This window comes from Streptomyces prunicolor NBRC 13075 (assembly GCF_000367365.1).
GTDB classification, from domain to species: Bacteria; Actinomycetota; Actinomycetes; order Streptomycetales; family Streptomycetaceae; genus Streptomyces; species Streptomyces prunicolor.
In genome coordinates, this window is record NZ_BARF01000014.1 from 280,761 (window position 1) to 303,918 (window position 23,158).

Consider the following 23,158-nt stretch of genomic DNA (forward strand, 5'->3'; position numbering starts at 1 on the left):
CGGAAAAGACGATCCGGCACGCAGGAACAGGGGCGACCGAGAATATGCAGGAACGTGCGGAAGTCACTCGGCGGGCTGTTCTGTCGACGGCCGCCGTGCTGTTCGAACAGCACGGATACGTCGGTACGAGCATCAGCGACGTGGCACGTACGAGCGGGTACACCAGCGGGGCGATCTATTTCCATTTCGGCAGCAAGGAAGGGCTGGCCCGGAGTGTTCTGGAAGCCCATTTCGCCGAATGGCCTCGCTATGTGGAGTGTTGGGAATCCCAGGACGCCCCCGTTCTCGACCGGCTGGTGGGCCTGAGTATCGCCGTGGCCCGGGAATTCCGTGACAATGTGATCGTCCGCGCCGGCAACAGACTCTGGAGCGAGCGCGGAATCATCCCCGTTTCCCTGCCCCGGCCTTTCGTGGGGTGGATCGAGGTGACCGCCCGCATGCTGGCCGCCGCCGAGGCAGCGGGGGAACTCGCCCCCGGCGTCGATGCCGAGCGCACCGCGCGGGTCCTCGTCTCCAGCTTCTACGGCACCCACACCGTCTCCGACGCGCTGAACGACCGCCGCAACATCGAGGACGCGGTGAGCGACCTGTGGACGCTGCTGCTGCCGGGCTTGCAGGCGGCGCCGGTGGACGCGGCGAAGTGCCTGGAGGGGGCGAGGACGCTGCTGGCGGCTACCCGGGGGAAGCCCGCGCCGAGTATGAAATGAAGGAGCGCGCCTACGCCTTGCGCCTGACCTGACTCCACGCCGCCGACAGATCACCGGAATCCGGTGAGGCCCGCTCACCTGCCTCACGACAAACCTGGGGTGCGGGGACCTCGGCAACGTCAGGCAAGGAGGCGGTCTCATGAGTGAGCGTGTGGCGGTGGGGGTCGGCGCGGGCGGAGACCTGGGTCTCGCCACGGCGGTGGTACTCGCGGACGCCGGGTTCAGCGTGACGGCGGTCGACCGTACGGAGAAGGCGCTGGACCAACTGCCCGACGGCATACGGCGGGTAGTGGGCGACGCGACCGACCCGGCCGTGGCCAGGAACGTCATCGACCGGATCGCCACCGCGTCCGGCCCGCCCGAGGTACTGGTGAACACCCTCGGCGCGTTCCGTCCGGGAGAGGCGGTCACCGCGATCCCCGAGGACCTGCGGCTCATGCTGGACGTCAACCTCGGCGCCGCGCTGTGGCTGAGCCAGGCCGTGGCGCCGTACATGCGCGGGCGCGGCCGAGGCGCCATCGTGCACGTGTCCGCCCGGCCGGCGAGCGAACCGACCGCCGGTATGGCCGCCTACAGCCTCGGCAAGGCGGCGCTCAACCACCTCGTCCGCATTCTCGACCTGGAGCTGCGCCCGCACGGCATCCGCGTGAACGCGGTGGCGCCGCAACTCCTCGACACCGCCAAGAACCGGGCGCTGCTCCCTCCCGAGGCGCTGGCCCATGCCGTGCCGTCGGAGACGATCGCGCACATCATCGCCTTCCTCGCCGGTGACCTCGCCACGAACATCAGCGGCGCGATCGTGCCGGCCTACGGCGCGTGACCCGGGCAGGTTCCCCCGTCCCTCCCCGATCCACATATCTCCGCACCCCACGCACGTCACCACCGACCGAAGGGCACCACCATGTCATCGACGAACCGCCGCTCGTTCCTCGCCCGGAGCGCGGTGCTGGCGGCCGTTCCCACGGTCGCCGCGCTGGCCGACGGCGCACTCGCCGGCCCGGCGTCCGCCGCCACCGGCACGCTGCCCGACTACGCGCCGATCCCGCCGTCCGCGCTCGGCCCCGCCGTCAACTCGCAGGGCTATTACGTCGGTCGGGTCCGGCGGAACCTGTACTGGGTGACCGACGGCACCTACCAGGCGGCGTTCCTGACGACCCGTGAGGGTGTCGTGCTGTTCGACGCGCCTCCCACCATCGGGCACAACCTCCAGCGAGCCATCGACGAGATCGCCGCCGCCAACGGGGTCTCCAACAGAGTGACCCACATCGTCTGCTCCCATCACCACGCCGACCACCTCGGCGCCTCGTCGCTGTTCGGCCGGCACGTGACACGGATCGGCCACGCGGAGAACCGGCGGCTGCTCGCCCGGGACAACGACCCGACCCGGCCGCTGCCCGACGTGACGTTCGAGAACCGCTACTCGCTGCGCGTGGGCGGCGAGCGCGTCGACCTGGCGTGGCACGGCACCAACCACTCGCCCGACAACATCTACATCCACCTGCCGGACCACGACACGCTCATGCTGGTCGACGTCAACCTGCCCGGCTGGGTCCCCTTCGACAGCTTCAACCTGAACGAGGACGTCCCCGGCTCCATAGCCGCCCCGGCCAAGGCCATGACGTATCCGTGGAAGCACTTCATCGGCGGCCACATGGGCCGGCTCGGCACCCGGCAGGACATGGTCGTCTACCAGCAGTACGTGAACGACATCGTCGACAACGTCAAGAAGGCGCTGACGGCGGTCGACCCCACGCCGTACTTCGCGAAGTACGGGGACAACTCCTGGGCCGCGGTCAAGGAGTACCAGGCCGCCCAAGTCGCCTACGCCGCCGACCCGGTCATCAAGAAGTACACCGGCGTCCTCGCCGCCGCCGACGTCTACACGGCCAGTACGACGTTCATCATCCTCGAATCACTCCGCCTCGACCTCGGCCAGGGCTCGCAGGTCCATGCCTGATCACGGTTCGACACACCGGAAGGGACACTGAGATGCCGGGCCGACTCGCCGGAAAGGTCTGTGTTGTCACCGGCACTGGCGGGAGCGCGGGTCGCGCGACCGCCCTGGCGTTCGCCCGGGAAGGCGCCCGGGTCGTCGGGTGCGACGTGACAGTCGAGGCGGCGGAAGAGACCGTCGCGATGGTGCGCGCCCAAGGCGGCGAGATGGTGTCGCTGCAGCCGTGTCGTCTCGATGATCCCGCCGAAAGCGCCAGGCTCGTCGAGTTCGCGGTGGGGGAGTTCGGCCGGATCGACGTCCTGTTCAACCTCGCCGCGAGGGCCCACTTCAACTGGCTCGAAGAGGTCACCGACGAGGACTGGGACGGCGCGCGCCGGGACGAGGTCGACCTGGTCTTCTACCTCACCCGTGCCGCATGGCCCCAACTGAAGGCCAGCCAGGGCGTGGTCGTGAATATGGCATCCCTGAACGGATCCCTCGGCTTCAAGGGCTTCCCGTCCCTCTCCCATACGACGAACAAGGCCGCGATCATCGGGATGACACGCCAACTGGCCATGGAGGGAGGAGAGTTCGGGATCCGCGTCAACTCGATCTCACCCGGCCTGATCGAAAGCCACGCCACCCGCGAGCAGTTGGAGAACGACGACTTCTCCCGCCAGATGCTCGGCCGAACGCTCCTGGGCCGCGTGGGTCTCCCCGAGGACGTGGCGAACGCGGCGCTGTTCCTCGCGTCCGACGAGAGCGCGTACGTGACCGGCGTGGACCTCGTCGTCGACGGCGGCATGAAGGTCTGGTGACCGACAACTCACCAGTTCGGAAAGGCCGTTCACGTCACCCGGATCACCCTGTCCGGCCCACGACGAGCTGGTAGAAGATCGGCTCGCCGGTCGTCGTCACCCGGTGCTGGAACCGCGTTCGTTCCAGCACCGCCAGACGACCGGCCGCCACCAGCCGCTCGACCGCCGCGCCGAACCCGTCCGGATCCGACTCGTCCATCCACCGCTCGTCGATCGTGAAGGCCACCGGGGCACCGGGCGGCAGGAGCGCGAGGGCGTTCTCAAGCGCCGGTGGTGTGGCGTGCGTGCCGCCGAACGCCCCTGCCGACACCAATCCCCCTGGCGAGTAAGGGTGTAGAGCCTCGCGAAGTGTGTAGGGGCGCAGGAAGTCGCCGACCACGTAGTCGGCGTAGACACCCGGCCGGTCGCGCAGACTCGCCTCGCGCGCTGCCGACAGCGCGTCGACCCCGACGACCTGACCTACGCCCCCGTCACGGACGAGTTCGCCGACCAAGCCCGTGCCGGCGCCGACGTCGAGCACCGTCAGCGAGCCCGGCTCCAACCCGAGGAGCGAGGCCGCGCGCAGGAAACCCGCCGCCGCGACCTGCGGTGATCGGCACCGCAGCCGGTCCTGGACGACATGCTCGTAGAGGCCGGGTACGGCGTAGATCCGCGTGTACTCGTGCAGGTGCACCGTCTCGTGTTCGCTCAGCGCGATGTACTCGCCGTCGGTCTCCGGCGGGCCGAGCAGTCGGACGCCCGTGAACACATCTGTCATGTCCGCGAGGCTATGCGAACGCGTTTGTGCGCCGCCAGCAGTAGCCGTTTACAGCCGCCGCCGTCACCAGGAACTGCTGTCTCCAGCAACGGAGATCGGGGCGCTCGGTTAGGCTGACCGCGTGGCTGAAGGACATCGCGCGACCCCCGAACCGCAGGCCGCAGCGAGTTCAGGTCATGCGGCGGGCCGGGGGCGACCCGGGCTCATCGACCGCCGTGACCTGGTCGCCGTCCTGGACCGCGCGGCCGAGAAGCAGGTGACGCTGGTGTCGGCGCCCGCCGGCAGCGGAAAGACCTCGCTGCTGCGCACCTGGGCCGACCGGCCGCACCAGGACCGCCGCCGTATCGCCTTCCTGTCCGTACGGCCGAGCCAGCAGGACGCGCAGTTGTTCTGGCTCGCGCTGCTGGACACCGTCCGTGCCGCGGTCGGCGCCGAAGGGGTCGCGGAGCCGTCGGCCGTGACTCCCGGTTTCGACGGCGGTGTTGTGAGGGACAAGGTGCTGGCCGAGATCACGGCGTCCCCGACCCCCTTCTTCCTGGTCATCGACGACCTGCACGAGCTCGAATCCGCCGCGGCCGTCGAGCAGTTGGGGACGCTGCTGACCGGTCTTCCGCCGGGCGTCCACGCGATCGTGGCCACCCGCCGTGACCCGTCGCTGCGCCTGCACAGACTGCGGCTGGCCGGCGAACTGGCCGAGATCCGCGCCGCGCACCTGCGCTTCACCGAGGCCGAGACCCGCGAACTCCTGGCCGCCACCAAGATCGTGCTGTCCGACGAGGTGGCCGGCGCACTGCACCAGCGCACCGAGGGCTGGGCGGCCGGGCTGCGGCTCGCCGTGCTCTCCCTGGCCGGGCACCCGGATCCGGAACGGTTCGTCGCCGAGTTCTCCGGCAGCCACCGTACGGTCGCCGAGTACCTGCTGGCCGAGATGTTGGAGCGCCAACCACCGCACGTACAGCGGCTGTTGCTGCGCACCTCGCTGCTCGATCGCGTCAACGGCGAGCTGGCCGATCTGCTCACGGGCGCGACCGGGTCGGAACGCATCCTGCTGGACCTGGAGGACGCCAACGCGTTCGTCGTGGCGCTCGACGCGGGCCGGACCTGGTTCCGCTACCACCACATGTTCGCCGACCTGCTCCGGCTCGAACTGCGCCGCACGCTCCCCGGGAACATCCCGGAACTGCACCGGCAGGCCGCGCGCTGGTTCGCCGAACACGCCCAAGCCGCCGATGCCGTACGGCACTTGCAGGCCGCCGGAGACTGGGCCGAGGCGGCCCGTCTGCTCGCCGATCACACCGTCAGCCTCACCCTGGACGGGCAGGCCGGAACCGTGGTGGCGCTGCTGCACGCCTTCCCGGCCCGCACCGGCGAGGAGCGCCCGGAGCTGGCCCTCGTGCACGCCAACGCCGACCTGTACCAGCACCGCCTGGACGAGGCCCAGGCACACCTGGAGATCGCCAGAGCGTACGCCGACACGACGGCACCCGACCGCCGCCAGCGGCTGCGCATGGCGATCGCGTCCCTGGACCTGCTGCTGGCCCGGCTGCGCGGGAACTTCGACGCCGTGTTCGAGCAGGCCGACGCACTGCCGTCCCGCACCACCGGCCAGTCCACCACCGAGGTCGCACTCGCGGGTGACCTGCGAGCCCTCGCCTTCCTCAACCTGGGCGTCACGGAGGCCTGGTCGCTACGGCTCGACGACAGTGAGCGGCACCTGCTGGAGGGCGTCGCGCTCGCCCGCGACATCGGCCGCCCCTATCTGGAGGTCGCCTGCCTCGCCCACCTGGGATTCGCCTCCGGCAACCGCTCCTTCGCCCTGGTCCGGCGCCGCTGCGAGGAGGCGCTGGCGCTGGCCGACCGGTACGGCTGGGGCGCCGAGCCGGTGATCGTGCCCGCGCAGGTGTCCCTCGCCGGGACGTTGATCTGCACGGGCGAGTTCGATCTGGGGGCACAGTGGCTGGAGCGTGCCCGGCGCGCCACGCAGTCCGAGGGCGAGCCCGGTGTCCGGCTGTTGGTGCATCTGGTCTCCGCGATGCTTCCGGCGGCGCGGGGCCAACTCCACGAGACCCTGGCCGAGTTGACCGCCGCCGAGCAGGTGCAGTCACACATGAGGGGCGAGCACGGGCTCTGGTCCCGGGTGATCGGCTGGACGGTGGCCACCCAGGCCCGCCTCGGCATGGTCGAGCGGGCGCGGGCCACCCTCGCCGCCCTGGACGAGCGGCGCGCCGCCACCGGAGAGATCCGCACCGCGGCCGCGGTGATCCGCCTCGCCGAGCAGGACCCCGCGGGCGCCCGCCGCGCACTCCGGCCGGTCCTCGACGGCACCGCCCCCTCCCACTCCACCCTCACCCCGATCGAGGCCCACCTCCTGGACGCGCTCGCCTGCCGCGACCTCGGCGACAAGCACACGGCGGGGACGGCCGTGGAGCAGGCGCTGAACCTCGCCGAGCCGGACCGGATGATCCTGCCCTTCGCGATGACGGGCGCCTGGGAGCTGCTGGAGACCCTCCCACAGCGGACCTCGCACGCCGCGCTGGTCTCCGACATCCTCGATGTCGTCCGCGGCACCACCCCGGGCGGTCCGGACCGGCAACCTTCGGTACCGGCCGAGAACCTGAGCCCGAGCGAACTGCGCGTTCTTCGCTATCTGCCGACGAACCTCACCCGCCCCGAGATCGCCGGCGAACTGTCGGTCTCGCTCAACACCGTCAACACCCACATCCGGCGGATCTACGCCAAGCTCGGCGCCGGCGACCGGTCGGCAGCGGTGCAGCGCGGCCGTGAGCTGCGGCTCCTGTCGAACGGCCGCGGCTGAGGACCGTACGATCACCGGATTCCGGCGACGCGGGTTCACCTGTCCGGCCACGACCATGAGCCCATGGGTGATGACCCCGTCCTCTACCAGATCCGGGTCTGCGGGCACCTCGGCCCCACCCTGCTGACGGCGTTCCCGGCGTTCGCGCCCGAGCAGCAGGGCACCGAAACCGTGCTCACGGGCATGCTGCCGGACGCCTCGGCGCTCTACGGCGTCCTCCACGAGATCGAGGGCCTCGGCCTCGGCCTCCTCGAAGTCCGCAGAGTAAGGCCACCGATGGGAGAACATTCCGTGAGTACCGAACAGCAGAACACCCTCGACGCGATCCTGCGTCGGTCGGCCCTTCCCGTCGGCAGCGATGTCGGCGAACAGCGGCGCCTGCTCCGGGAGTTGACGTCGGCGCAGCCCCTGCCCCCCGACGTGACCCTGACGTCGACCACGCTGGGCGGCGTCCCCGTCGCCGCGATCACCATTGACGGAGTCGAACCCCGGCACGTCGTCCTGTACTTCCACGGCGGCGTCTACGTCCTGGGCGACGCGGCCGGCGCCGCCGGTCTGGCCTCGGAGGTGGGCCGGCGGACCGGCGCCAAGGTCTACTCCGTCGACTACCGGCTAGCCCCGGAGCACCCGTACCCGGCGGCGGTGGACGACGCACTCGCGACCTACGAAGCCCTCCTGAAGGACGGCTTCGCCCCCGCAGACATCGTCCTCGCCGGAGAGTCCGCGGGCGGCGGGCTCGCCATCGCCACCCTGGTCAACGCCCGGGACCGCGGACTGCCGCTGCCCGCCGCGGCCTACGTCATGTCGCCGTACGCCGACCTCACCCTCGCCGGGGCTTCCATCGACACCAAGCGAGCCGCCGACCCGCTGCTCTCCCGGGAACTCCTCGAACCCCGGGTCACCGACTACACGGCGGGACAGGACCCGGCTCTCGCCCTGATCAGCCCCGTCTTCGCCGACCTCTCGGGCCTGCCGCCGCTCCTCATCCAGGTCGGCAGCCACGAGGTGCTCCTCGACGACGCCGTACGCCTCGCCCAACAGGCCGCCGGCGCGGACGTGTCGGTCACGCTGGACGTCACCCCGGGTGTGCCGCACGTCTTCCAGGCCTACGGCCCGCTCCTCGACGAAGCGACCGCCGCGCTGGAGCGGGCCGGACAGTTCCTGACGGCGCGGCTTCGCGCGTGACCTCGACTGTTCAGTCCGCCAGGCCCTGCTGCCCGGAGCGGCCGCGCCGCGCGTCGATGACCGAGTCGAGGACCGGAACCACGATCCAGCACAGGTACGCCCAGTGTGTGACGAGCGAGACCGGGATCGAGACCAGGAAACCCAGTGCCACCATGCCGAGGCGGCGGATGGCCCGGGCGAAGAGCTCGGGCGGGGTGCCCGGGCGCTGGAGGCCGTCGCGGGGGACCTCGCGGACCATCAGGATGAACAGGAGACAGGACAAGAACTGCACGACGGCGTAGAAGATGAACCGCGCCTGGAACGCTCCGTGGCCGCCGATCACGTCGGTCGCGAACGGGGTGATCACCAGCGTGAGCAGCCAGTACGTGGTCAGGGACGTCAACCGGGTGTTGGTCGCCGTGACGTAGCGGAACACCCGGTGGTGGGAGCGCCAGTGCGCGGCGATCACCACGAAGCTGATCATGAACGCCAGATAGCTCTCACGGTGTGCCGTGGCCGAGTGCCACAGCTCGGAGTTGGTCGACCCCTCCGGTACCGGCAGTTCCAGCGCCAGCAGGGTGAGCGCGATGGCGACCACCGCGTCCCCGAAGAACGTGAGCCTATCGCCGGAGACCGCCCGGGCCTCCATGTCCTGGTCCTCGGACGGCAGTTCTTGATCAGTCGAGACATCCATGGCAGCAGAGAATGCCACAAGCGCTTGGGCGCCTCGGACGTGCCTGGCACCGAGGGCCGCGCCGGGGGAGTGGTACTGCTGGTCCTACCCACACGGCTGGCGACCGGTACGGCACGAAGAGGATCATCGGAGAGACAGGGCACGGCCCCGACCCGAGACACCTCGGACAGCTGATCGCGTAGAACGGACAGCCACATGACCATGGCCTACCTCGCACAGCCCGAGCAGCAGCAGAGACTCGAATGGCTCGACGGCGGCGAGTTCGCCGTCCTCCTGGACGCCGCGGCGACCGGCGGACAGCTGACCGTGGGACGGTTCTCCGTCGCCAAGGGCGAGGCACCGCCGTACCACAAGCACACCCGTGAGGACGAGGTCTTCATGCTCATCAAGGGGAGTGCGCTGCTGTGGTGCGACGACGAGGAGATGGAGCTGACGGAGGGCGGCATCGTCTTCCTGCCGCGGAACGTGCCGCACGGCTACCGGATCACCTCCGACACCGCCGACCTGCTGATGATCTGCACACCCGGCGGCATCGAGGGCATGTTCCGGCACGCGGGACGTGACCTCACGAGCCCGCGCCCCGAGGGCTTCGAGATCTCCCGGGACCTCATGGCCGAGGCCGCCGACAGGTACGGCCAGATCATCGTCGGCCCACCGCGCTGACCCACACCCACACCGCACCGACCGGAACCACGAAAGGCACAGCCATGTCCCGGCAACAGCGCCAGGCCCTCGACGAGATGCTGCGGCACGGCCCGCTCGACCTCGGCGGGGAGGTCGCTCAACAACGCGCCCTCTTCCACGACATGATGACGTCCATCCCGTTGCCGTCCGACGTCAAGACGACGGAGGGCGAACTGGGCGGCGTGCCGGTCGTCACCGTGGAGACGTCGGCGACCGACCCGGCGGCCGTCCTGCTGTACCTGCACGGTGGCGCGTACGTCATCGGTTCCGCGGCCGACGCCGCGGGTCTGGCCGCCGAGGTCTCCCGGCGCACCGGTGCACGCGCCGTCTGCGTCGACTACCGGCTGGCCCCCGAGCACCCCTTCCCCGCGGCGGTCGACGACGCCCTGGCTGTGTACCGGGCCCTGCTCGACGACGGAACTCCCAGTTCGGCCATCGCTTTCGTCGGCGAGTCCGCGGGCGGTGGCCTCGTCGCTGCGACCCTTGTCGCCGCCAAGGACGCGGGCCTGCCCCAGCCCGCCTCCGCCACGGTGTTCTCCCCGTGGGTCGACCTGACCGTGTCCGGCGACAGCGCGACGAGCAAGACGGCGGTCGACGCCTCACTGACCCCGGAGGGCCTGCGGACCCGTGCCCGCGACTACCTCGGCACCACGGACCCGACCACCCCGCACGTCAGCCCCGTCTTCGCCGATCTGACCGGCCTCGCGCCCCTGTTCATCCAGGTCGGCTCCTACGAGATCCTCCTGGACGACGCCGTACGACTGGCCGCGCGCGCCGCCGAGCACGACGTCCACGTCGAACTCCAGGTCTGGCCCGAAGTCCCGCACGTCTTCCAGGCGTTCGCCGCGCTGCTCGACGAGGGCGCCGCCGCGCTCGACGCCGCCGGAGCCTTCATCCGGGCCCGGTGGGCCGACGACGCGGACACGTCCGGCGAGTAAAGACTCCGCCGTACGGCGGCTGAACCTCCGTGTACCGCAGGGCAGTTGAACGACACTGTTCTCCATGGCTACGACGAACCACTTCGGCATCGCCCTGCGGGGGTGGCGCGAACGCGTGTCACCGCGGGACAGCGGGCTGGAGGCGGGTGGGGACCGGCGCATCCCCGGGCTGCGGCGGGAGGAACTGGCCGGGCTGGCCGGTCTGTCGGTCGACTACGTGGTCCGGCTGGAACAGGGCCGCGCTCGCAACCCCTCGGCCCAGGTGGTCACCGCGCTGGCCAGGGCGCTGCGCCTCGAACCGTCCGAGCGCGACCACCTGTTCCGCTGCGCGCACCTCGCTCCGCCCTCGGCCGGGAACGTGTCCCGGCACGTCCCCGCGAGGGTGCACCGCCTGGTGGGCCAGCTGGCGGGCAACCCCACCGCGGTGTTCGCCGCCGACTGGACCCTCGTCAGCTGGAACCCGATGTGGTCCGAGGCGATCGGTGATCCCCGTACGTACGGCTGGGGCGAGCAGAACCTCGTGGCAGGCATGTTCCGGTCGGGCGGCGTAAGGGGGCGGGCGCCGATCGCGGCCTGGCCGGTCCGGTCCTGGGCGGGCGACGAGGTCGAGGAAGAAGACCTCGTCGCCGACCTGCGGGTGACGGCCGCCGCTCATCCCCACGACACGCGGCTCGCCGCGTTCGTCGACCGTATGCTGCGCGACAGCCCGCGCTTCGCCCGCCTGTGGTCCAACGGCACCGCACGCACCCATGTCGGCGACCGCAAGACCGTCGAGCACCCCCGGGTGGGCGACCTCGACCTGGACCTCGACGTCGTGATGGCCGCCGGCACCGACCTCAGGATCGTCACGTACACAGCGGCGGCCGGGACGACCGACGCGGAGAAGATGGACGCACTGCGCGCCACCTGTCCGGAGCCGGGCCGGGGCCCGGCCCACGCCATGTCGGGGCCCGACGGCCCGAGTTGAGGACGAAGGGGCTACGTCGACCTCGTCGAGGACCCCCGCAACCCGTCCGCCATCCATTCCCGGACGGCCGCCGCCCGGTCCGGGTCCGGGTCGGGCCCGGGCGTGCCGTTGATCGTCGCCACCAGCGAGTGGTACTTGGTCAGCAGCTTCAGACCAGGCGCCTCGGCCGGCCGCCACGCTTCCTTGCCGTTCCGGTCGAACTCGACGAGGGCGCGCCGGGCCCTGTCGACGTCGTGCTCCCCGGTCATGGCGGCAACCAACTCGGCCGAGCTGGCGGCCACTTGCCCGGCGAGATCCCGGGCCTCCGGCACGTCCGCAGGCACGCCGGCCTGCTGGGCGGCCTGCGCCGCAAGGAGGAGCTTGCGATGCCTCTCGACGCGGGCCGTCATCTCCGGGGAAGTGATCAACTTGCCCTGCGCGGTGCCGAATGTACGTTGGAAGAAGTCCCGCAACGTCGTACGGAACACCTCGTCCCGCACGATCTCGGCGAGTGCGATCCAGGCCTCCAACTGCTCGGTGGACGGCTCCTCCGGCAGCTGCGGCCGCAGGCTGTGCAGCCGTTCGACATAACCGGGACGGACGTCCAGGCCGTCGGTCACGAAGTCCCAGAACCGGTCGACGAGTTGGTCGCGGTCGTCGTCGGACATCGACGCCAGCTTGTGCATCAGACTCACCTGTTCCGCCGTGGTGTGCTGCCGCGTGATGGTCCGCAGCACGGCACGGCGCGCCCGGAACTGCCGCAACTGATCCTCGACCAGCCGCAGATGCGTGACAGCGAGCTCGTGCAGGGTGGTCTCCGCGCCCAGCACCCGGCGAATGTCGTCCAGACCGGCGCCCAAGTCGCGCAGGGTGCGCACGAGTTCGAGCCGGGCGACGGCGTGCACGTCGTACCGCCGGAAGCCACCCTCGGTGAGACCGGTCGGCGCGACGACGCCCTCGTCGGCGTAGAACCTGATCGCGCTCACACTCAGACCGGTGCGGCGGGCGACGTCCCCGATGGAGTAGAGCTCCAGTTCGTTCACACCCGTCACTATGGGATCTCAAGTGGCCTGAGAGTCAACCAGTACGGGTACGGGCCGCCGTGTGTGTCGCTGACGCGCTGTCCCGTCTCCAGCAGCAGATCGTCGCCGCTGGTGTTGCCGCCCTCGCCGCGGGCGAACGACAACGACTGCAGCCCCGTGAGGCGTTCACCCGGTCGCTGGGTCTGCTCCGTGCAGTCGAGGTCCTCCTCCGCATCCGCGCCTGCTCCCACGACGCGTCCAACGCCGTGCGGTGCACGGTGACCGTGGCCGACAGCCGCACGGCTCCCTTCACGCCCGAGGCGGGCACCTGGAAGTGCCGGGTCAGCGTGGCCAACGCGTCCTCGGGCAACGGGCGCAGCCACCACAGACAGTCGTCACCCAGCACCGCCCCCTCTACGCAGTCGGGTCGATCGTAGTGCCGGGTCGCCTCAACTCACCCTGTACAGAGGGAGGTTCGCAGCGGCGGCGGACTCACCTGACGAGTTCGGTCGGCTCGTCCAACTGCGTCAGCTTCCGGGGATTGCGCACCACGTAGATCCGAGTGATCCGGCCGTCCTCCACCACGACACTGATCGCGGACGGTTCGCCGTCGATCTCGATCCGGCCCGCCGGTTCACCGTTGAGCCACACGGGCATGGTGTCGAACGCGGCCACCAACGCATGCGCGCGGGCGAGGATCGGCGCCACCAGCTCGGCTCCGTGCAGCGGGGCGAGCGCGGCGGCGACCACTCCGCCACCGTCGGTGACCATGACCACGTCCGGCGCCATCACCTCCAGCAGCTCCTGCAACTGCCCGGTCCGCAACGCGTGCAGGAACCGCTCCACCACGGCCCGCTGCTCCGACCGGCTCACCCGCACCCGCGGCCGCCGGGCCGCCACATGCTCCCGGGCCCGCCGCGCGACCTGCCGCACCGTGGCGGCCGACTTCCCGACGACCTCCGCGATCTCGCCGTACGGCAGCTCGAAGACCTCGCGCAGTACGAACACGGCCCGCTCGGTGGGCCCGAGCGTCTCCAGCACGGTCAGCATCGCGATCGACACGTTCTCCGCGAGCTCGACGTCCTCGGCGACATCGGGACTCGTCAGCAAGGGCTCCGGGAGCCACTCGCCCACGTACTCCTCACGGCGCCGCGACACCGTGCGCAGCCGGTTGAGCGCCTGCCGGGTGACGAGCCGGACGAGGTACGACCGTGCGTCCCGCACCTGTGACCGGTCGACGTCGGCCCACCGCAGCCACGACTCCTGCAACACGTCCTCCGCGTCGGCCGCCGACCCGAGCATCTCGTAGGCGACCGTGAACAGGAGGCCGCGATGGACGACGAAGGGGTCCTCGCTCACGCCATCGGCAGTCATGCCGTCGACGTTACGTCGGCGCCGGCGTGCCCCGTCCGGGATGCCAGCGGAATCTCGCACGAGTCCGCGTAGCCCTGCGAGGTGATCCCGTGCGCGGTGTTGCACCTGGCCGCCATGTTGGCGAAGCCGATGAACACGGTGAGTTCGACGAGCGCGGCCGGGCCGAGGCGGTCGAGCAGGCTCTGGGAGAGCTCGTCGCTGACGGTCGGCGGGGTGTTCGTCATGGCCTCCGCGTACGCGAGCACGTCCCGCTCCAGCGGTGAGAAGACCTCCGACTGCCGCCAGCGCGGCACCTGGCTCGCCTTGGCCAGGTCGAGGTTCTGGTTCAGCGCGTGGAAGTAGTTGACGTCGAGGCACCAGCTGCAGCCGACCTGAGCCGCGACGGCCATGTGCGCGAATGTCTTGAGGCTCGGGTCGGCCGCGTCCCACGTGCCCACCTTGGCCGCGAACTCCTGGTTGGCCTCGGCGAGTTGGGGCTGGTTCCACAGCACTTCGACGGGCTCGGGGACGGCTCCGAGCTGCTTGATCATGTGGTCGCGGAGCTCGGCGGGAAGCTCGGCCTTCGGAACGCGAGGTGTCACGGTGGTCTCCTTGTACGTGTGCCTGGTCGATGGTTCGGCATGAAGACACCGGCGGGCTCGCGGATGTGACACCGATGGCTCGCGGATGTGGCACCGGGATCGGGCACTCCGGTCGGCCCCCCTGCTTGGTCACTCCGTGCGCGGGTACTCGGCCGACATGATGATCGCCGAGAACGAACACGTTGACCTTGCCGTATCCGGTGCCGCCATGGGCTTGATGGTGGCCTTTGCCGGTGGTCTCGTCATCGTCGCGTTGCTGGTGTGGGCCGTCCGGCTGGGCATCAAGGTGCGGCAGCGGGAACCGGCCCCGCCGCGCCCGGACGAGCAGCCCCGGCTGCCGGAATCCGGCCCCGTCGGGGAGATCAGGGAACAGCGGGAGCGTCCGCGCTGGAACGAGGGGACCGGCGGTTCCTGATGGCCGGCACCCGGACCGTGCGGGCGGGCCGCCGTAGCCTCGACATCCACCGCCCCGACAAGGTGCTGTTCCCCGCCGACGCGAACGGCAAGGAGTACACGAAGGGCGATCTCGTCGCGTACTACCGGGCCGTCGCCCCCTTCATGCTGCCGCATCTGCGCGGACGCCCGTTGATGCTGGAACGGCACCCGGACGGCATCGACGGTCCCCGGTTCATGCAGAAGAACGTCCCGGCGCACTACCCGGACTGGATCAAACGCGTCGAGGTGTCCAAGGAGGGCGGCACGGTCACCCACCCGGTCTGCGACGACACCGCCACCCTCGTGTACCTCGCCGACCAGGCCTGCCTCACCCCGCACCGCTGGCTGTCCCGGACCGGCCGACTCCACCGGCCCGACCGCCTGGTGTTCGACCTCGACCCCTCGGACGCGGGAAAGGGGAGCGACTTCGCCGCCGTACGCCAAGCCGCCCTGCTGCTGCGCGAGTTGCTCGACGAGCTACGGCTGCCGTCCGCGCCGATGACCACCGGCTCGCGCGGTCTGCACCTGGTCGTGCCCCTCGACGGGCGGCAGGACTTCGACGCGGTACGCGCCTTCGCCAAGGACGTCGCCGACCACCTCGCCGAGGCACACCCCGACCGACTCACCACGGCCGCACGCAAGAAGGACCGCGGAGAACGCCTCTACCTCGACATACAGCGCAACGGCTACGCCCAGACCGCCGTCGCCCCCTACGCCGTCCGCGCCAAACCCGGCGCCCCCGTCGCCGTCCCCATCAGCTGGGACCAACTCGACGCCCCGGACCTCGACGCCCGCCGCTGGACCATCACCGACGCCGTGGACCAGGCCGGCACCAACCCCTGGGCAGGACTGGCGAGTCGGGGGCGTTCCCTCACCCCGGCCGGTCGACGACTCGACGGCCTGCGCGGCTGAACCACCACGACGACTGACGGCTCCCGCCCCGGGTACTCACCAGTTCATGCGGATGAGCGTGGTGGACGTGGGCTCGAACACGGTGCGGCTCGTGGTGGCGGACCTGGAGGACGGCGTACCGCTGCCCGTGCACACGGCCAAGTGGAAGTTACGGCTCTCCGAGCGCGTCGGGCAGCCGTACGGGGAGATCCCCGAGGACTCCGTACGCCACCTCGTGCAGGCGGTGTCGGCCGCCGCGGAGACCGCCCGGCGCTGGGGCGCGGCAGGCCCACTCGCCTTCGCCACAGCGGTGGTTCGCGGCGCACCGAACCGGCTCGACGTGCTCCGCTCCGTGCGCACCGAGACCGGCGTACGGCTGTGCACGCTGCCGGGAGAGGTGGAGGGCGAGCTGACGTTCCTCGGCGCCCGGCGCTGGATGGGCTGGCGCGCGGGACCGCTCGCCCTGTTCGACATCGGCGGCGGCTCCTTCGAAGTCGCCTTCGGACGCGGCCGGTTGCCCGACTTCGTGGCGTCCCTGCCCCTCGGCGCGGGCCGCCTGACCCGCGACTTCCTCCACGGCCAGGACCCGCCGCCCGAGCACGCGGTCAAGGCGCTGCGTCGCGAGGTACGGCACCAACTGCGGGACGTGGCCGCACGGATCCGCTGGGAAGGACCCCGCACCACCGTCGTCACGTCCCGCACCTTCCAGCAGCTGGCCCGGCTCTGCGGCGCCGCTCCCGGACGCCAAGGTCCCTTCGTGGAACGGCGGTTGGCGCGGGCGGAACTGCGTGTGGGCCTCGACCGGCTGGCCGCCCTCGCGGCCTCCGAGCGGGCCCTGCTCCCCGGCGTATCGGCACCGCGCGCCGCGCAGAGCCTGGCCGGAGCCGTGGTCGGGCACACGGTCATGAAGCTCGCGGGCATCAAGACCGTGACCGTCTGCCCCTGGGGCATCCGTGAAGGAGTACTGCTGCGGTACATCGAGGACGGCGGGTCGTGGTGGACGGAGATGACGCGGCGCAGTGACGACGCGGAGGCCGCCGGTGCGGTCGCTCTGCGGATCGCGCCGGCGCCGAAGCCGACACACGTCGGTGGGTAGTCGGGTGGTCGGCGTCCCTACCGCGCCGACCTACGCCGGGCGGGCGATCTCGGCGACCGCCGTGGAGATCCGCTGTTGCAGGTGCGTGGGCAGCGGCGCTCCATTGACCGAGTCGACGAGGTCCTCGGCCAGTTGATGGAGCTTGGTGTTCGTGTGCTGCGAGACGTCGACCAGGACGCTCCACGCGTCCTCGGGGCTGAGGGCGAAGGAGGCCATCAGGACTCCGCGGGCCAGGTCGATGACCGGCCGGGTCAGCATCGCGCGCTTGAGCTGCCCGACCTCGACGCGCAGCTCCTCGGCCTCGTCGGACACGCCGTTCTCCTCCATCAGGTCGTGCGTCGTGGGGGAATGTCCGCGCCAGGCGTTGACCACGCCGTCGGCGGCCGTAGGTCCTGGCGCGTGGCTGAACAGCGACGACGTGTCGGTGAGCGCGAACAGCCTCTCGACCCCGGCGCTGACGGCCCGGACGCCGAGCGTCTTGCCGTCCGCCAGGGCGAGTCGGCGGACGGACAGCAGGACGTTGAGCCCGGCACAGTCGCAGAAGCCGACTCCGGCCAGGTCGAGGTCCAGCCCTCCGGGCGAACCGGCGAGTGCCAGCCGCAAGGCGCGCTGAACCGCTTCTTCCGTGTCGATGTCGATCTCCCCGGAGACCACGACGACCGTCCGGGTACCGGCCGGCTGCGTCACGATCTTCAGGGAGGCGGAAACCGACAAGGGATCCACCGCAGGGACGGACAAGGTTTCCACCGCAGGGACGGGTGACACGGCACAGATCGTCCGGACCCCGCTCCTGAGAGGAGCGCTACGTTCGTGTTCTCGCATGGCAGCCGCTCCCGAGGCATCCGCCCTGTTTTCCGCCTGGTCAAGTCTCACCCGCTGCAATTAGCGCGTCAAGATATACACGAAATCTATTTCGTGTCTCGGGATACGTGAAAGACGGGGCCTATGCTGGGGGGCATGGACGGAGTATCCGAGACATACGCAGGGTGGACGTTCCTCACCAGCCATGCCCGAGTACTGGCCGCGATCGCCGATGACCACCGCACCCGCATCCGTGACATCGCCGTGCGGTGCAGGCTCACCGAAAGAGCCGTACAGAAGATCATTTCCGACCTGGAACAGGACGGCTATCTCAGCCACACGCGGGAGGGGCGGACCAACGCGTACCGGATCCAGCCGGGGACCATCCTCCGGCACCCGGCCGAGGCCGGAATGACCGTCGAGGCGCTGTTGTCCCCCCTCGCGCAGCACGACGCGCAGCGCGAGCACTCGGCCGCGGCGCCCACGGGTGAGCGGGACTCCGAACTCGCGGAGTGACCCGCGGAGTTGGCGGCAGTCAAGAGGTGGCTCTCCGCCTACGTCAGGGCGCTTCGGACGCCGAGGGCGATGAGGACCGCCGACGTGACCTTGGCGGCCGTCTGCTTGAAGCGGGGTCTGCGCAGGGCGTGTGAGGCACGCAGGACGAGGAAGGTCCAGGCGGCGAGCCAGAGGGCGATGAGCAGCGCGTGGGCGGTGGCCAGTGCGAGGATCTGGCCGCCGAAGGGCTGGTGGGGCGCGATGAACTGGGGGACCAGGGTCAAGTAGATGGCTGCCGCCTTCGGGTTGAGGACGTTGGCGAGCAATGCCTGGACGTAGACGGAGTCCGATCTCCTCGGCGGACGTGGGCGGTGGGCGACGGGTGTCGCGTTCGGGGTGGCCGACCGCCATGTCCATACGCCCAGGCCGATGAGGTAGACGGCACCGACGAGCTTGACGGCGGAGAAGGCCACGCTGGAGTGCATGACCAGGGCCGACAGGCCGGCTATGGCGAGAGTGGCGTGGATGTACAGGCCGGTGACCGTGCCGAGGATGACGGGAAGTGCCTGGCGGCGGCCGCTGCCGGTGACGTGTTGGATCAGCAGGGCCAGGCTGGCTCCGGGGGTGGCGATCAGGGGAAGGACCGCCACCAGGAACCCGGCGAGGGCGTAGGGATGGACCACGATGCCTCCGGACCGTGCGAGCGGGTGATCAGAGCACGACGCGGTAGTGGGTGGTCAGGCGCCGGTCGTCGGACAGGACGTGGAACGCGAGACCCGGCGGCTGGTCGCGGTCCGCGGCCTGATCGCCCTCCCAGGGCATGCGCAGGGTCCAGGTGATGGCCGGTGCGACGAGCAGAGGATGTGCGGCGAAGGTCGAGGCGGCCGCGGTGTGGGCGTGGCCCGTGAGGACGGCGGCGACCTGTGGATGCGCTTCGATCAGGTCGGCCAGTTGTCCGGGCTCTTGGAGCATGCCGGAGTCGGGCAGCGGGTGGTGGAGCTCGACCGGTGGCTGGTGGAAGGCGATCAGTGCCGTGGCGTCCTGCGGCAGTGCGGTGAGGGTGGCGTCGATCCAGGCGAGCGTGTCCGCGTCGAGGCGTCCCTCGTCGCGGCCCGGGATGGTCGAGTCGCACATCAGGATGGTGGTGCCGGCGATGTGGTGGACCTGGTTGACGGGGCCGGGGTCGGGTGCCTGGCCGAGCAGGGCCTTGCGGTAGGCCGGTCGCGCGTCGTGGTTTCCGGGGCAGGTCAGCACCGGGAAGGGGGCGGCCAGGAGCCGAGCCGCCTCCTCGTACTCGGCCTCCTCCCCGTGATCGGCTATGTCCCCGGTGACCAGGAGTGCGTCGACCGGGTGGGGCAGGGCTCGCAAGTAGTCCATGACGCGGGTGGCGCGTCGGATCGCCCTCTCGCTGCCGTCCAGGTGCAGGTCGCTGATGTGTGCGAGCAGTGTCATTCCGTAGTCCCCTCCCGTGGCGGGCTCGGCCGCCGTCCTGTGCCGGGGTGGATGTCTCCACCCGCTCCGGCGTCTAACGGAAGTTTTCCGTTTACCGTTAGAGACCTTAGGGTGTGTGCGGGGATGTGATCAAGTGGTCGACGACCGGGCACGAGCGGGAAGGGGATGCCTTGTGGAGCGCTGGCTGGCACTGGAACTGGCGAGCACGATTCGCCACGACGGCGACGGCGGCGTCGCTGATGACCTGGCCACGGCCCAGGGAGCGACGCACTGGATCCGCGCCCAGCGTGATCTGCTGGCCGGCCATGTTCCGGCCATTCCGGTCGGCGAACTCGCGGCGGACGAAAACCTCAGGCTCGGGATCGTCGAGCTGCGGCAGGCGGTCAGGGCCCTGTTCGCCCGAGTGGTCAGTCCCGCTCCGCCCAGTCCGGCGGATGCCCATCGCCTGATGCCCGCCGACCAGGCGATGGCCCACCTCAACACGGCCGCCGCACGGGAACCGGTCGCCCCGCAGCTGGACTGGCCGGCCGAAGGAGCCCCCGCCGCCCGGCTGTTGTCGATGGAGAACGATCCGTACGTGCGGCTGCTCGCGGCCCTGGCCCGAGCCGCCATCGACTTTCTCAGCGGCCCGGAGCGTGCACAGTTGCGGTCCTGCACCGCGCCCCGCTGCGTGCGCTACTTCGTCAAGAGCCACGGGCGGCAGGAGTGGTGCAAGCCGTCATGCGGAAACCGGGCCCGAGCGGCCCGCCACTACAGCCGTCAGCGCGCGGCGGCCGATGGCGGCTCTGTCCCGTCCTGATCGCCCACGGGAGACCCCGGGGCTGTGCCGACGGGTCCGCGTGGTGGGTCCCTCCCGCCTGATTCATCACCATTTATAACGTTCTGGCGTCCGAGGGTCATTGCTCTCGCACGTTTGTTTCAGGGTGCTCCGGGCGGGAAGGCGCCAGGGTGAGTGCTTCGGACAGGAGGCACGTCCGTGGGAGCCGGTGTATGCCGGATCGCGGGTGTGTTGCGCCTGTTCCGTGCGTGCGCGCTCCCATGGGGACCGTCCGTCGACAACCCCACAAGGGAGTTGTGAGCACCATGGACACAGCCACAGCCACCGTCACCCGGAAGCGCCACCCGCACGACGACGCCCCTCGCACCGCCGCCGCCTTCGCGCGCCTCTCGCACCTGCCCGGCGGACCCGAACGGGACGCCCTGCGCGACGAACTCGTCCGCGTCTGGCTCCCCATGTCCGAGCGCATCGCCGGGCGCTATCGAGGAAAGGGCGAGCCCTACGAGGACCTGCGCCAGGTCGCGGCCCTCGGTCTCGTCAAGGCCGTCGACGGCTACGACCCCGAGCGCGGCCACGCCTTCGAGAGCTACGCCGTGCCGACCGTCACCGGCGAGATCAAACGCCACTTCCGCGACCACATGTGGGCCCTGCACGTGCCCCGGCGCGTCCAGGAACTCCGCAACAGGGTGCGCGTCGCCCTCCGGGACCTCGCCGCCACCGGTTCGGACCGGCGCCCGAGCGTCGCCGAGCTCGCCGAGTACACGCAGCTGAGCGAGGAGGACGTACGGGCCGGTCTAGAGGCGCTGGACAGCTTCACCGCGCTCTCGCTGGACGCCGAGACGCCCGGGGAGGACGCCGGGTTGTCGCTCGCGGGGCTGCTGGGGGAGTGGGACGCCGGATTCGACCTGGTCGTCGACCGCGAGGCGGTCAAGCCCGCCCTGCGGACACTTCCCGAACGCGAACGCACCATCCTCTACCTCCGTTTCTTCCGGGGCATGACCCAGAGCCGCATAGCGGAGCAACTCGGCGTCTCCCAGATGCACGTCTCCCGACTGATCACCCACTCCTGCGCCACCGTGCGCGAGCGCGTCCTGGCCGACGCCGCCTGACCGCGCCGGGGAGGGAGGCCGGCCGCCCCGCGGGAATGTTCTCGGGGCGGCCGGTGGCGGGCTCACTGCCGAACCCTCCCGGGAGCGGTTGGGCAGTGGACGGCCCTCTTCGGACTACCGGGCTGGGCACGGTTCAAACAACGACCGGCCACCTGGGCGGACGTGTCGCCCGGTGTGCCCGGGTGGTGACAGGCCGGTGGGAAAGGGGGGTTCGTCGCCGACTTCCAGGGGGTCGCCGTACCCTCAACAGCGCGGAACGCAGGGCGTGTTGGGCGGTTCCGGCGGTGGTCGGGGCGAGTGCGTACGGGACGTCCCGGCGTACCGGTATGCTCTCGACTGTTGTCTGACGGCAACTATGGTCGTGGGAGATCGTGCGGTGGGGAGGGCAGGGCCATGGTGGTGCCACAGCCGCGGGCCGACGACCTGCTGTCGGTGGGTGGCGAAGGGGCCGGACCGGAACCCTGGGTGGCCTGGCAGCCCGCCGTCCTACTGGTCGAGGACGACGCCGGTGACGCGCTGTTGGTGGAGGAACTGGTCGCCGACAGCGCGCTGAAGATACGTCTGCAGTGGGTGCGGTCGATGGCCGAGGCCGCCGAGGTGCTCGCGGCCGATGTGCCGGACTGTGTCCTGCTCGACCTGCACCTGCCGGACGCCCAGGGCCTCGAAGCGCTCTCCCGGGTACGCGCGGGCGCCGAGCGGGCGGCCGTCGTGGTCCTCACCGGCCTCGCCGAGGAGGAGACCGGACTGGACGCCGTCGCCGCCGGCGCACAGGACTACCTGGTCAAGGGCCGGGTCGAGCCGGGCCTCTTCGGCCGGGCCGTGCGCTACGCGATCCAGCGCAAGCAGGCCGAGCGGGCGGCCGTGGCGCTCCAGGCCAGCAGCATGCAGGCCCAGGAGAACGCCCGCCTGGAACGGGGACTGCTGCCCCGCCCCCTGCTGCGCGGCGAGGGCGTCGAAGCGGTGGCCCGCTACCGTCCCGGGCGCGCGCAGGCGCTGCTGGGCGGTGACTTCTACGACATCGTGCAGAGCGTCGACGGCACCGTCCACGCGGTGGTCGGCGACGTCTCCGGGCACGGTCCCGACGAGGCCGCCCTGGGTGTGGCCCTGCGGATCGCCTGGCGCACGCTGGTGCTCAGCGGTGTCACGGGCGCCGAGCAGGTGGCCCGGCTGGAGGAACTCCTGGTCGCCGAGCGCGCCCGCAGCGAGGTCTTCGCCACCCTCGTCAGCCTCGTTGTCGCACCCGGCGCACGCACGGCCCGCGTGGTGCGGGCCGGACACCACGGCCTGCTGATGCGGGACGGCGGCCGTGTGGAGTGGGTCGAGGTGCCCGGCGGCCCGGCACTGGGCGTGGTCCCCGGCCACGCGGACTGGCCGGTCGAGAACCTGTCCGTGCCGACGGACGCCGCCGTGGTGCTGTTCACCGACGGCCTCTTCGAGGGGCATGTCGGACGCGGCTCGGAGCGGCTGGGGGAGGACGGGCTGCTACGGCTCGCACGGGAACGGGCCGCACTGGCACCGGAGCCGTTCGTCGACGAACTGATCGCCTGCGCCGAAAGTCTGGCCGAGGCGCAGGGCGGCCTGGCGGACGACGTGGCCGTGCTGCATCTGCACTGGACATGAAGCGGCAGCCGCCCCGGACATGATTCACGGCGCCGGAAATGAGCAGGT

At 70.8% G+C, this 23,158-nt stretch carries 25 protein-coding genes; 16 read left to right on the forward strand and 9 right to left on the reverse strand.

All coding sequences use genetic code 11. The features are described from left to right. The first annotated feature begins 44 nt into the window (after positions 1 to 44). The 4 genes from SPR02S_RS55290 to SPR02S_RS07070 all read left to right on the forward strand — a co-directional run bounded on the left by SPR02S_RS55290 (position 45) and on the right by SPR02S_RS07070 (position 3,458). Positions 45 to 707: a ScbR family autoregulator-binding transcription factor gene (locus tag SPR02S_RS55290; protein ID WP_019056238.1), complete on the forward strand. Its 663-nt coding sequence runs from the start codon at positions 45 to 47 to the stop codon at positions 705 to 707. A 139-nt stretch (positions 708 to 846) separates the two neighbouring features. Continuing rightward, entirely contained in the window at positions 847 to 1,527 is a 681-nt protein-coding gene (locus tag SPR02S_RS07060) for an SDR family NAD(P)-dependent oxidoreductase (RefSeq protein WP_019056239.1), read from the forward strand. A gap of 81 nt (positions 1,528 to 1,608) precedes the next feature. Next, positions 1,609 to 2,664 carry an MBL fold metallo-hydrolase gene (locus tag SPR02S_RS07065; RefSeq protein ID WP_019056240.1) on the forward strand — a complete coding sequence of 352 codons (1,056 nt, stop codon included), beginning with the start codon at positions 1,609 to 1,611 and terminating at the stop codon, positions 2,662 to 2,664. Positions 2,665 to 2,696: 32 nt separating this feature from the next. Beyond that, positions 2,697 to 3,458 carry an SDR family NAD(P)-dependent oxidoreductase gene (locus SPR02S_RS07070; RefSeq protein WP_019056241.1) on the forward strand — a complete coding sequence of 254 codons (762 nt, stop codon included), beginning with the start codon at positions 2,697 to 2,699 and terminating at the stop codon, positions 3,456 to 3,458. Between the two features lie 43 nt (positions 3,459 to 3,501). Here the strand turns inward: SPR02S_RS07070 and SPR02S_RS07075 are convergent, their stop codons facing one another. Continuing rightward, positions 3,502 to 4,215, reverse strand: a complete 714-nt coding sequence (locus SPR02S_RS07075; RefSeq protein ID WP_245607515.1) for a class I SAM-dependent methyltransferase — start codon at positions 4,213 to 4,215, stop codon at positions 3,502 to 3,504. Between the two features lie 121 nt (positions 4,216 to 4,336). Here SPR02S_RS07075 and SPR02S_RS07080 point away from each other — a divergent pair, with 121 nt between their 5' ends. Then, the gene (locus SPR02S_RS07080) at positions 4,337 to 7,030 is read left to right on the forward strand and encodes a winged helix-turn-helix domain-containing protein (protein WP_019056243.1); all 2,694 of its coding nucleotides are present in this window, start codon (positions 4,337 to 4,339) and stop codon (positions 7,028 to 7,030) included. Positions 7,031 to 7,093: 63 nt separating this feature from the next. Beyond that, complete coding sequence (locus SPR02S_RS07085; RefSeq protein WP_019056244.1) at positions 7,094 to 8,215, forward strand: alpha/beta hydrolase; 1,122 nt, start codon at positions 7,094 to 7,096, stop codon at positions 8,213 to 8,215. Positions 8,216 to 8,225: 10 nt separating this feature from the next. On the opposite strand, the gene SPR02S_RS07090 is transcribed toward SPR02S_RS07085, so the two are convergent. Continuing rightward, on the reverse strand, positions 8,226 to 8,888 hold the full coding sequence (locus SPR02S_RS07090; protein ID WP_019056245.1) for a TMEM175 family protein: 663 nt from the start codon (positions 8,886 to 8,888) through the stop codon (positions 8,226 to 8,228). A gap of 195 nt (positions 8,889 to 9,083) precedes the next feature. Between SPR02S_RS07090 and SPR02S_RS07095 the strand changes: the two genes are divergently transcribed. The 3 genes from SPR02S_RS07095 to SPR02S_RS55295 all read left to right on the forward strand — a co-directional run bounded on the left by SPR02S_RS07095 (position 9,084) and on the right by SPR02S_RS55295 (position 11,477). Continuing rightward, positions 9,084 to 9,551 (forward strand): cupin domain-containing protein, encoded by a 468-nt coding sequence (locus SPR02S_RS07095; protein WP_019056246.1) that lies wholly within the window; start codon positions 9,084 to 9,086, stop codon positions 9,549 to 9,551. 44 nt (positions 9,552 to 9,595) lie between these two features. Then, complete coding sequence (locus SPR02S_RS07100) at positions 9,596 to 10,510, forward strand: alpha/beta hydrolase (protein ID WP_019056247.1); 915 nt, start codon at positions 9,596 to 9,598, stop codon at positions 10,508 to 10,510. A gap of 64 nt (positions 10,511 to 10,574) precedes the next feature. After that, positions 10,575 to 11,477, forward strand: a complete 903-nt coding sequence (locus SPR02S_RS55295) for a helix-turn-helix transcriptional regulator (protein WP_019056248.1) — start codon at positions 10,575 to 10,577, stop codon at positions 11,475 to 11,477. An 11-nt stretch (positions 11,478 to 11,488) separates the two neighbouring features. On the opposite strand, the gene SPR02S_RS07110 is transcribed toward SPR02S_RS55295, so the two are convergent. From SPR02S_RS07110 to SPR02S_RS07125, 4 genes are all read right to left on the reverse strand, one after another. Next, positions 11,489 to 12,499: a MerR family transcriptional regulator gene (locus SPR02S_RS07110; protein ID WP_043258140.1), complete on the reverse strand. Its 1,011-nt coding sequence runs from the start codon at positions 12,497 to 12,499 to the stop codon at positions 11,489 to 11,491. 8 nt (positions 12,500 to 12,507) lie between these two features. After that, on the reverse strand, positions 12,508 to 12,729 hold the full coding sequence (locus SPR02S_RS58885) for a hypothetical protein (RefSeq protein WP_019056250.1): 222 nt from the start codon (positions 12,727 to 12,729) through the stop codon (positions 12,508 to 12,510). A 241-nt stretch (positions 12,730 to 12,970) separates the two neighbouring features. Continuing rightward, complete coding sequence (locus tag SPR02S_RS07120; RefSeq protein ID WP_019056251.1) at positions 12,971 to 13,837, reverse strand: RNA polymerase sigma-70 factor; 867 nt, start codon at positions 13,835 to 13,837, stop codon at positions 12,971 to 12,973. 11 nt (positions 13,838 to 13,848) lie between these two features. Beyond that, entirely contained in the window at positions 13,849 to 14,433 is a 585-nt protein-coding gene (locus tag SPR02S_RS07125; RefSeq protein ID WP_019056252.1) for a carboxymuconolactone decarboxylase family protein, read from the reverse strand. Between the two features lie 157 nt (positions 14,434 to 14,590). Here SPR02S_RS07125 and SPR02S_RS55305 point away from each other — a divergent pair, with 157 nt between their 5' ends. Genes SPR02S_RS55305 through SPR02S_RS07140 form a run of 3 tightly spaced genes read left to right on the forward strand, consistent with a single transcriptional unit; the run spans position 14,591 to position 16,855 of the window. Beyond that, entirely contained in the window at positions 14,591 to 14,848 is a 258-nt protein-coding gene (locus tag SPR02S_RS55305; RefSeq protein WP_245607516.1) for a DUF6479 family protein, read from the forward strand. Next, a complete protein-coding gene (ligD, locus tag SPR02S_RS07135) occupies positions 14,848 to 15,780 on the forward strand; it encodes a non-homologous end-joining DNA ligase (protein ID WP_019056254.1) in 933 nt (310 codons plus the stop codon). The genes SPR02S_RS55305 and ligD overlap by 1 nt, the downstream gene beginning before the upstream one ends. Positions 15,781 to 15,826: 46 nt before the next feature. Beyond that, positions 15,827 to 16,855: a Ppx/GppA family phosphatase gene (locus SPR02S_RS07140; RefSeq protein ID WP_026150305.1), complete on the forward strand. Its 1,029-nt coding sequence runs from the start codon at positions 15,827 to 15,829 to the stop codon at positions 16,853 to 16,855. A 30-nt stretch (positions 16,856 to 16,885) separates the two neighbouring features. On the opposite strand, the gene SPR02S_RS07145 is transcribed toward SPR02S_RS07140, so the two are convergent. Beyond that, positions 16,886 to 17,578, reverse strand: coding sequence for an ANTAR domain-containing protein (locus SPR02S_RS07145; RefSeq protein ID WP_019056256.1), 693 nt, complete (start codon positions 17,576 to 17,578; stop codon positions 16,886 to 16,888). A gap of 234 nt (positions 17,579 to 17,812) precedes the next feature. Between SPR02S_RS07145 and SPR02S_RS07150 the strand changes: the two genes are divergently transcribed. Continuing rightward, positions 17,813 to 18,172, forward strand: coding sequence for a helix-turn-helix transcriptional regulator (locus tag SPR02S_RS07150; protein WP_043258142.1), 360 nt, complete (start codon positions 17,813 to 17,815; stop codon positions 18,170 to 18,172). A gap of 38 nt (positions 18,173 to 18,210) precedes the next feature. Here the strand turns inward: SPR02S_RS07150 and SPR02S_RS07155 are convergent, their stop codons facing one another. After that, positions 18,211 to 18,834 (reverse strand): LysE family translocator, encoded by a 624-nt coding sequence (locus SPR02S_RS07155; protein ID WP_019056258.1) that lies wholly within the window; start codon positions 18,832 to 18,834, stop codon positions 18,211 to 18,213. Positions 18,835 to 18,862: 28 nt separating this feature from the next. Beyond that, on the reverse strand, positions 18,863 to 19,603 hold the full coding sequence (locus SPR02S_RS07160) for a metallophosphoesterase (protein WP_019056259.1): 741 nt from the start codon (positions 19,601 to 19,603) through the stop codon (positions 18,863 to 18,865). Between the two features lie 172 nt (positions 19,604 to 19,775). On the opposite strand from SPR02S_RS07160, the gene SPR02S_RS07165 reads away from it, so the two are divergent. The 3 genes from SPR02S_RS07165 to SPR02S_RS07175 all read left to right on the forward strand — a co-directional run bounded on the left by SPR02S_RS07165 (position 19,776) and on the right by SPR02S_RS07175 (position 23,110). Continuing rightward, a complete protein-coding gene (locus SPR02S_RS07165) occupies positions 19,776 to 20,402 on the forward strand; it encodes a CGNR zinc finger domain-containing protein (protein WP_019056260.1) in 627 nt (208 codons plus the stop codon). Between the two features lie 284 nt (positions 20,403 to 20,686). After that, positions 20,687 to 21,490 (forward strand): SigB/SigF/SigG family RNA polymerase sigma factor, encoded by an 804-nt coding sequence (locus tag SPR02S_RS07170; RefSeq protein WP_019056261.1) that lies wholly within the window; start codon positions 20,687 to 20,689, stop codon positions 21,488 to 21,490. Positions 21,491 to 21,883: 393 nt separating this feature from the next. Further along, positions 21,884 to 23,110, forward strand: a complete 1,227-nt coding sequence (locus SPR02S_RS07175) for a PP2C family protein-serine/threonine phosphatase (protein ID WP_019056262.1) — start codon at positions 21,884 to 21,886, stop codon at positions 23,108 to 23,110. The last annotated feature ends 48 nt before the right edge of the window (positions 23,111 to 23,158 follow it).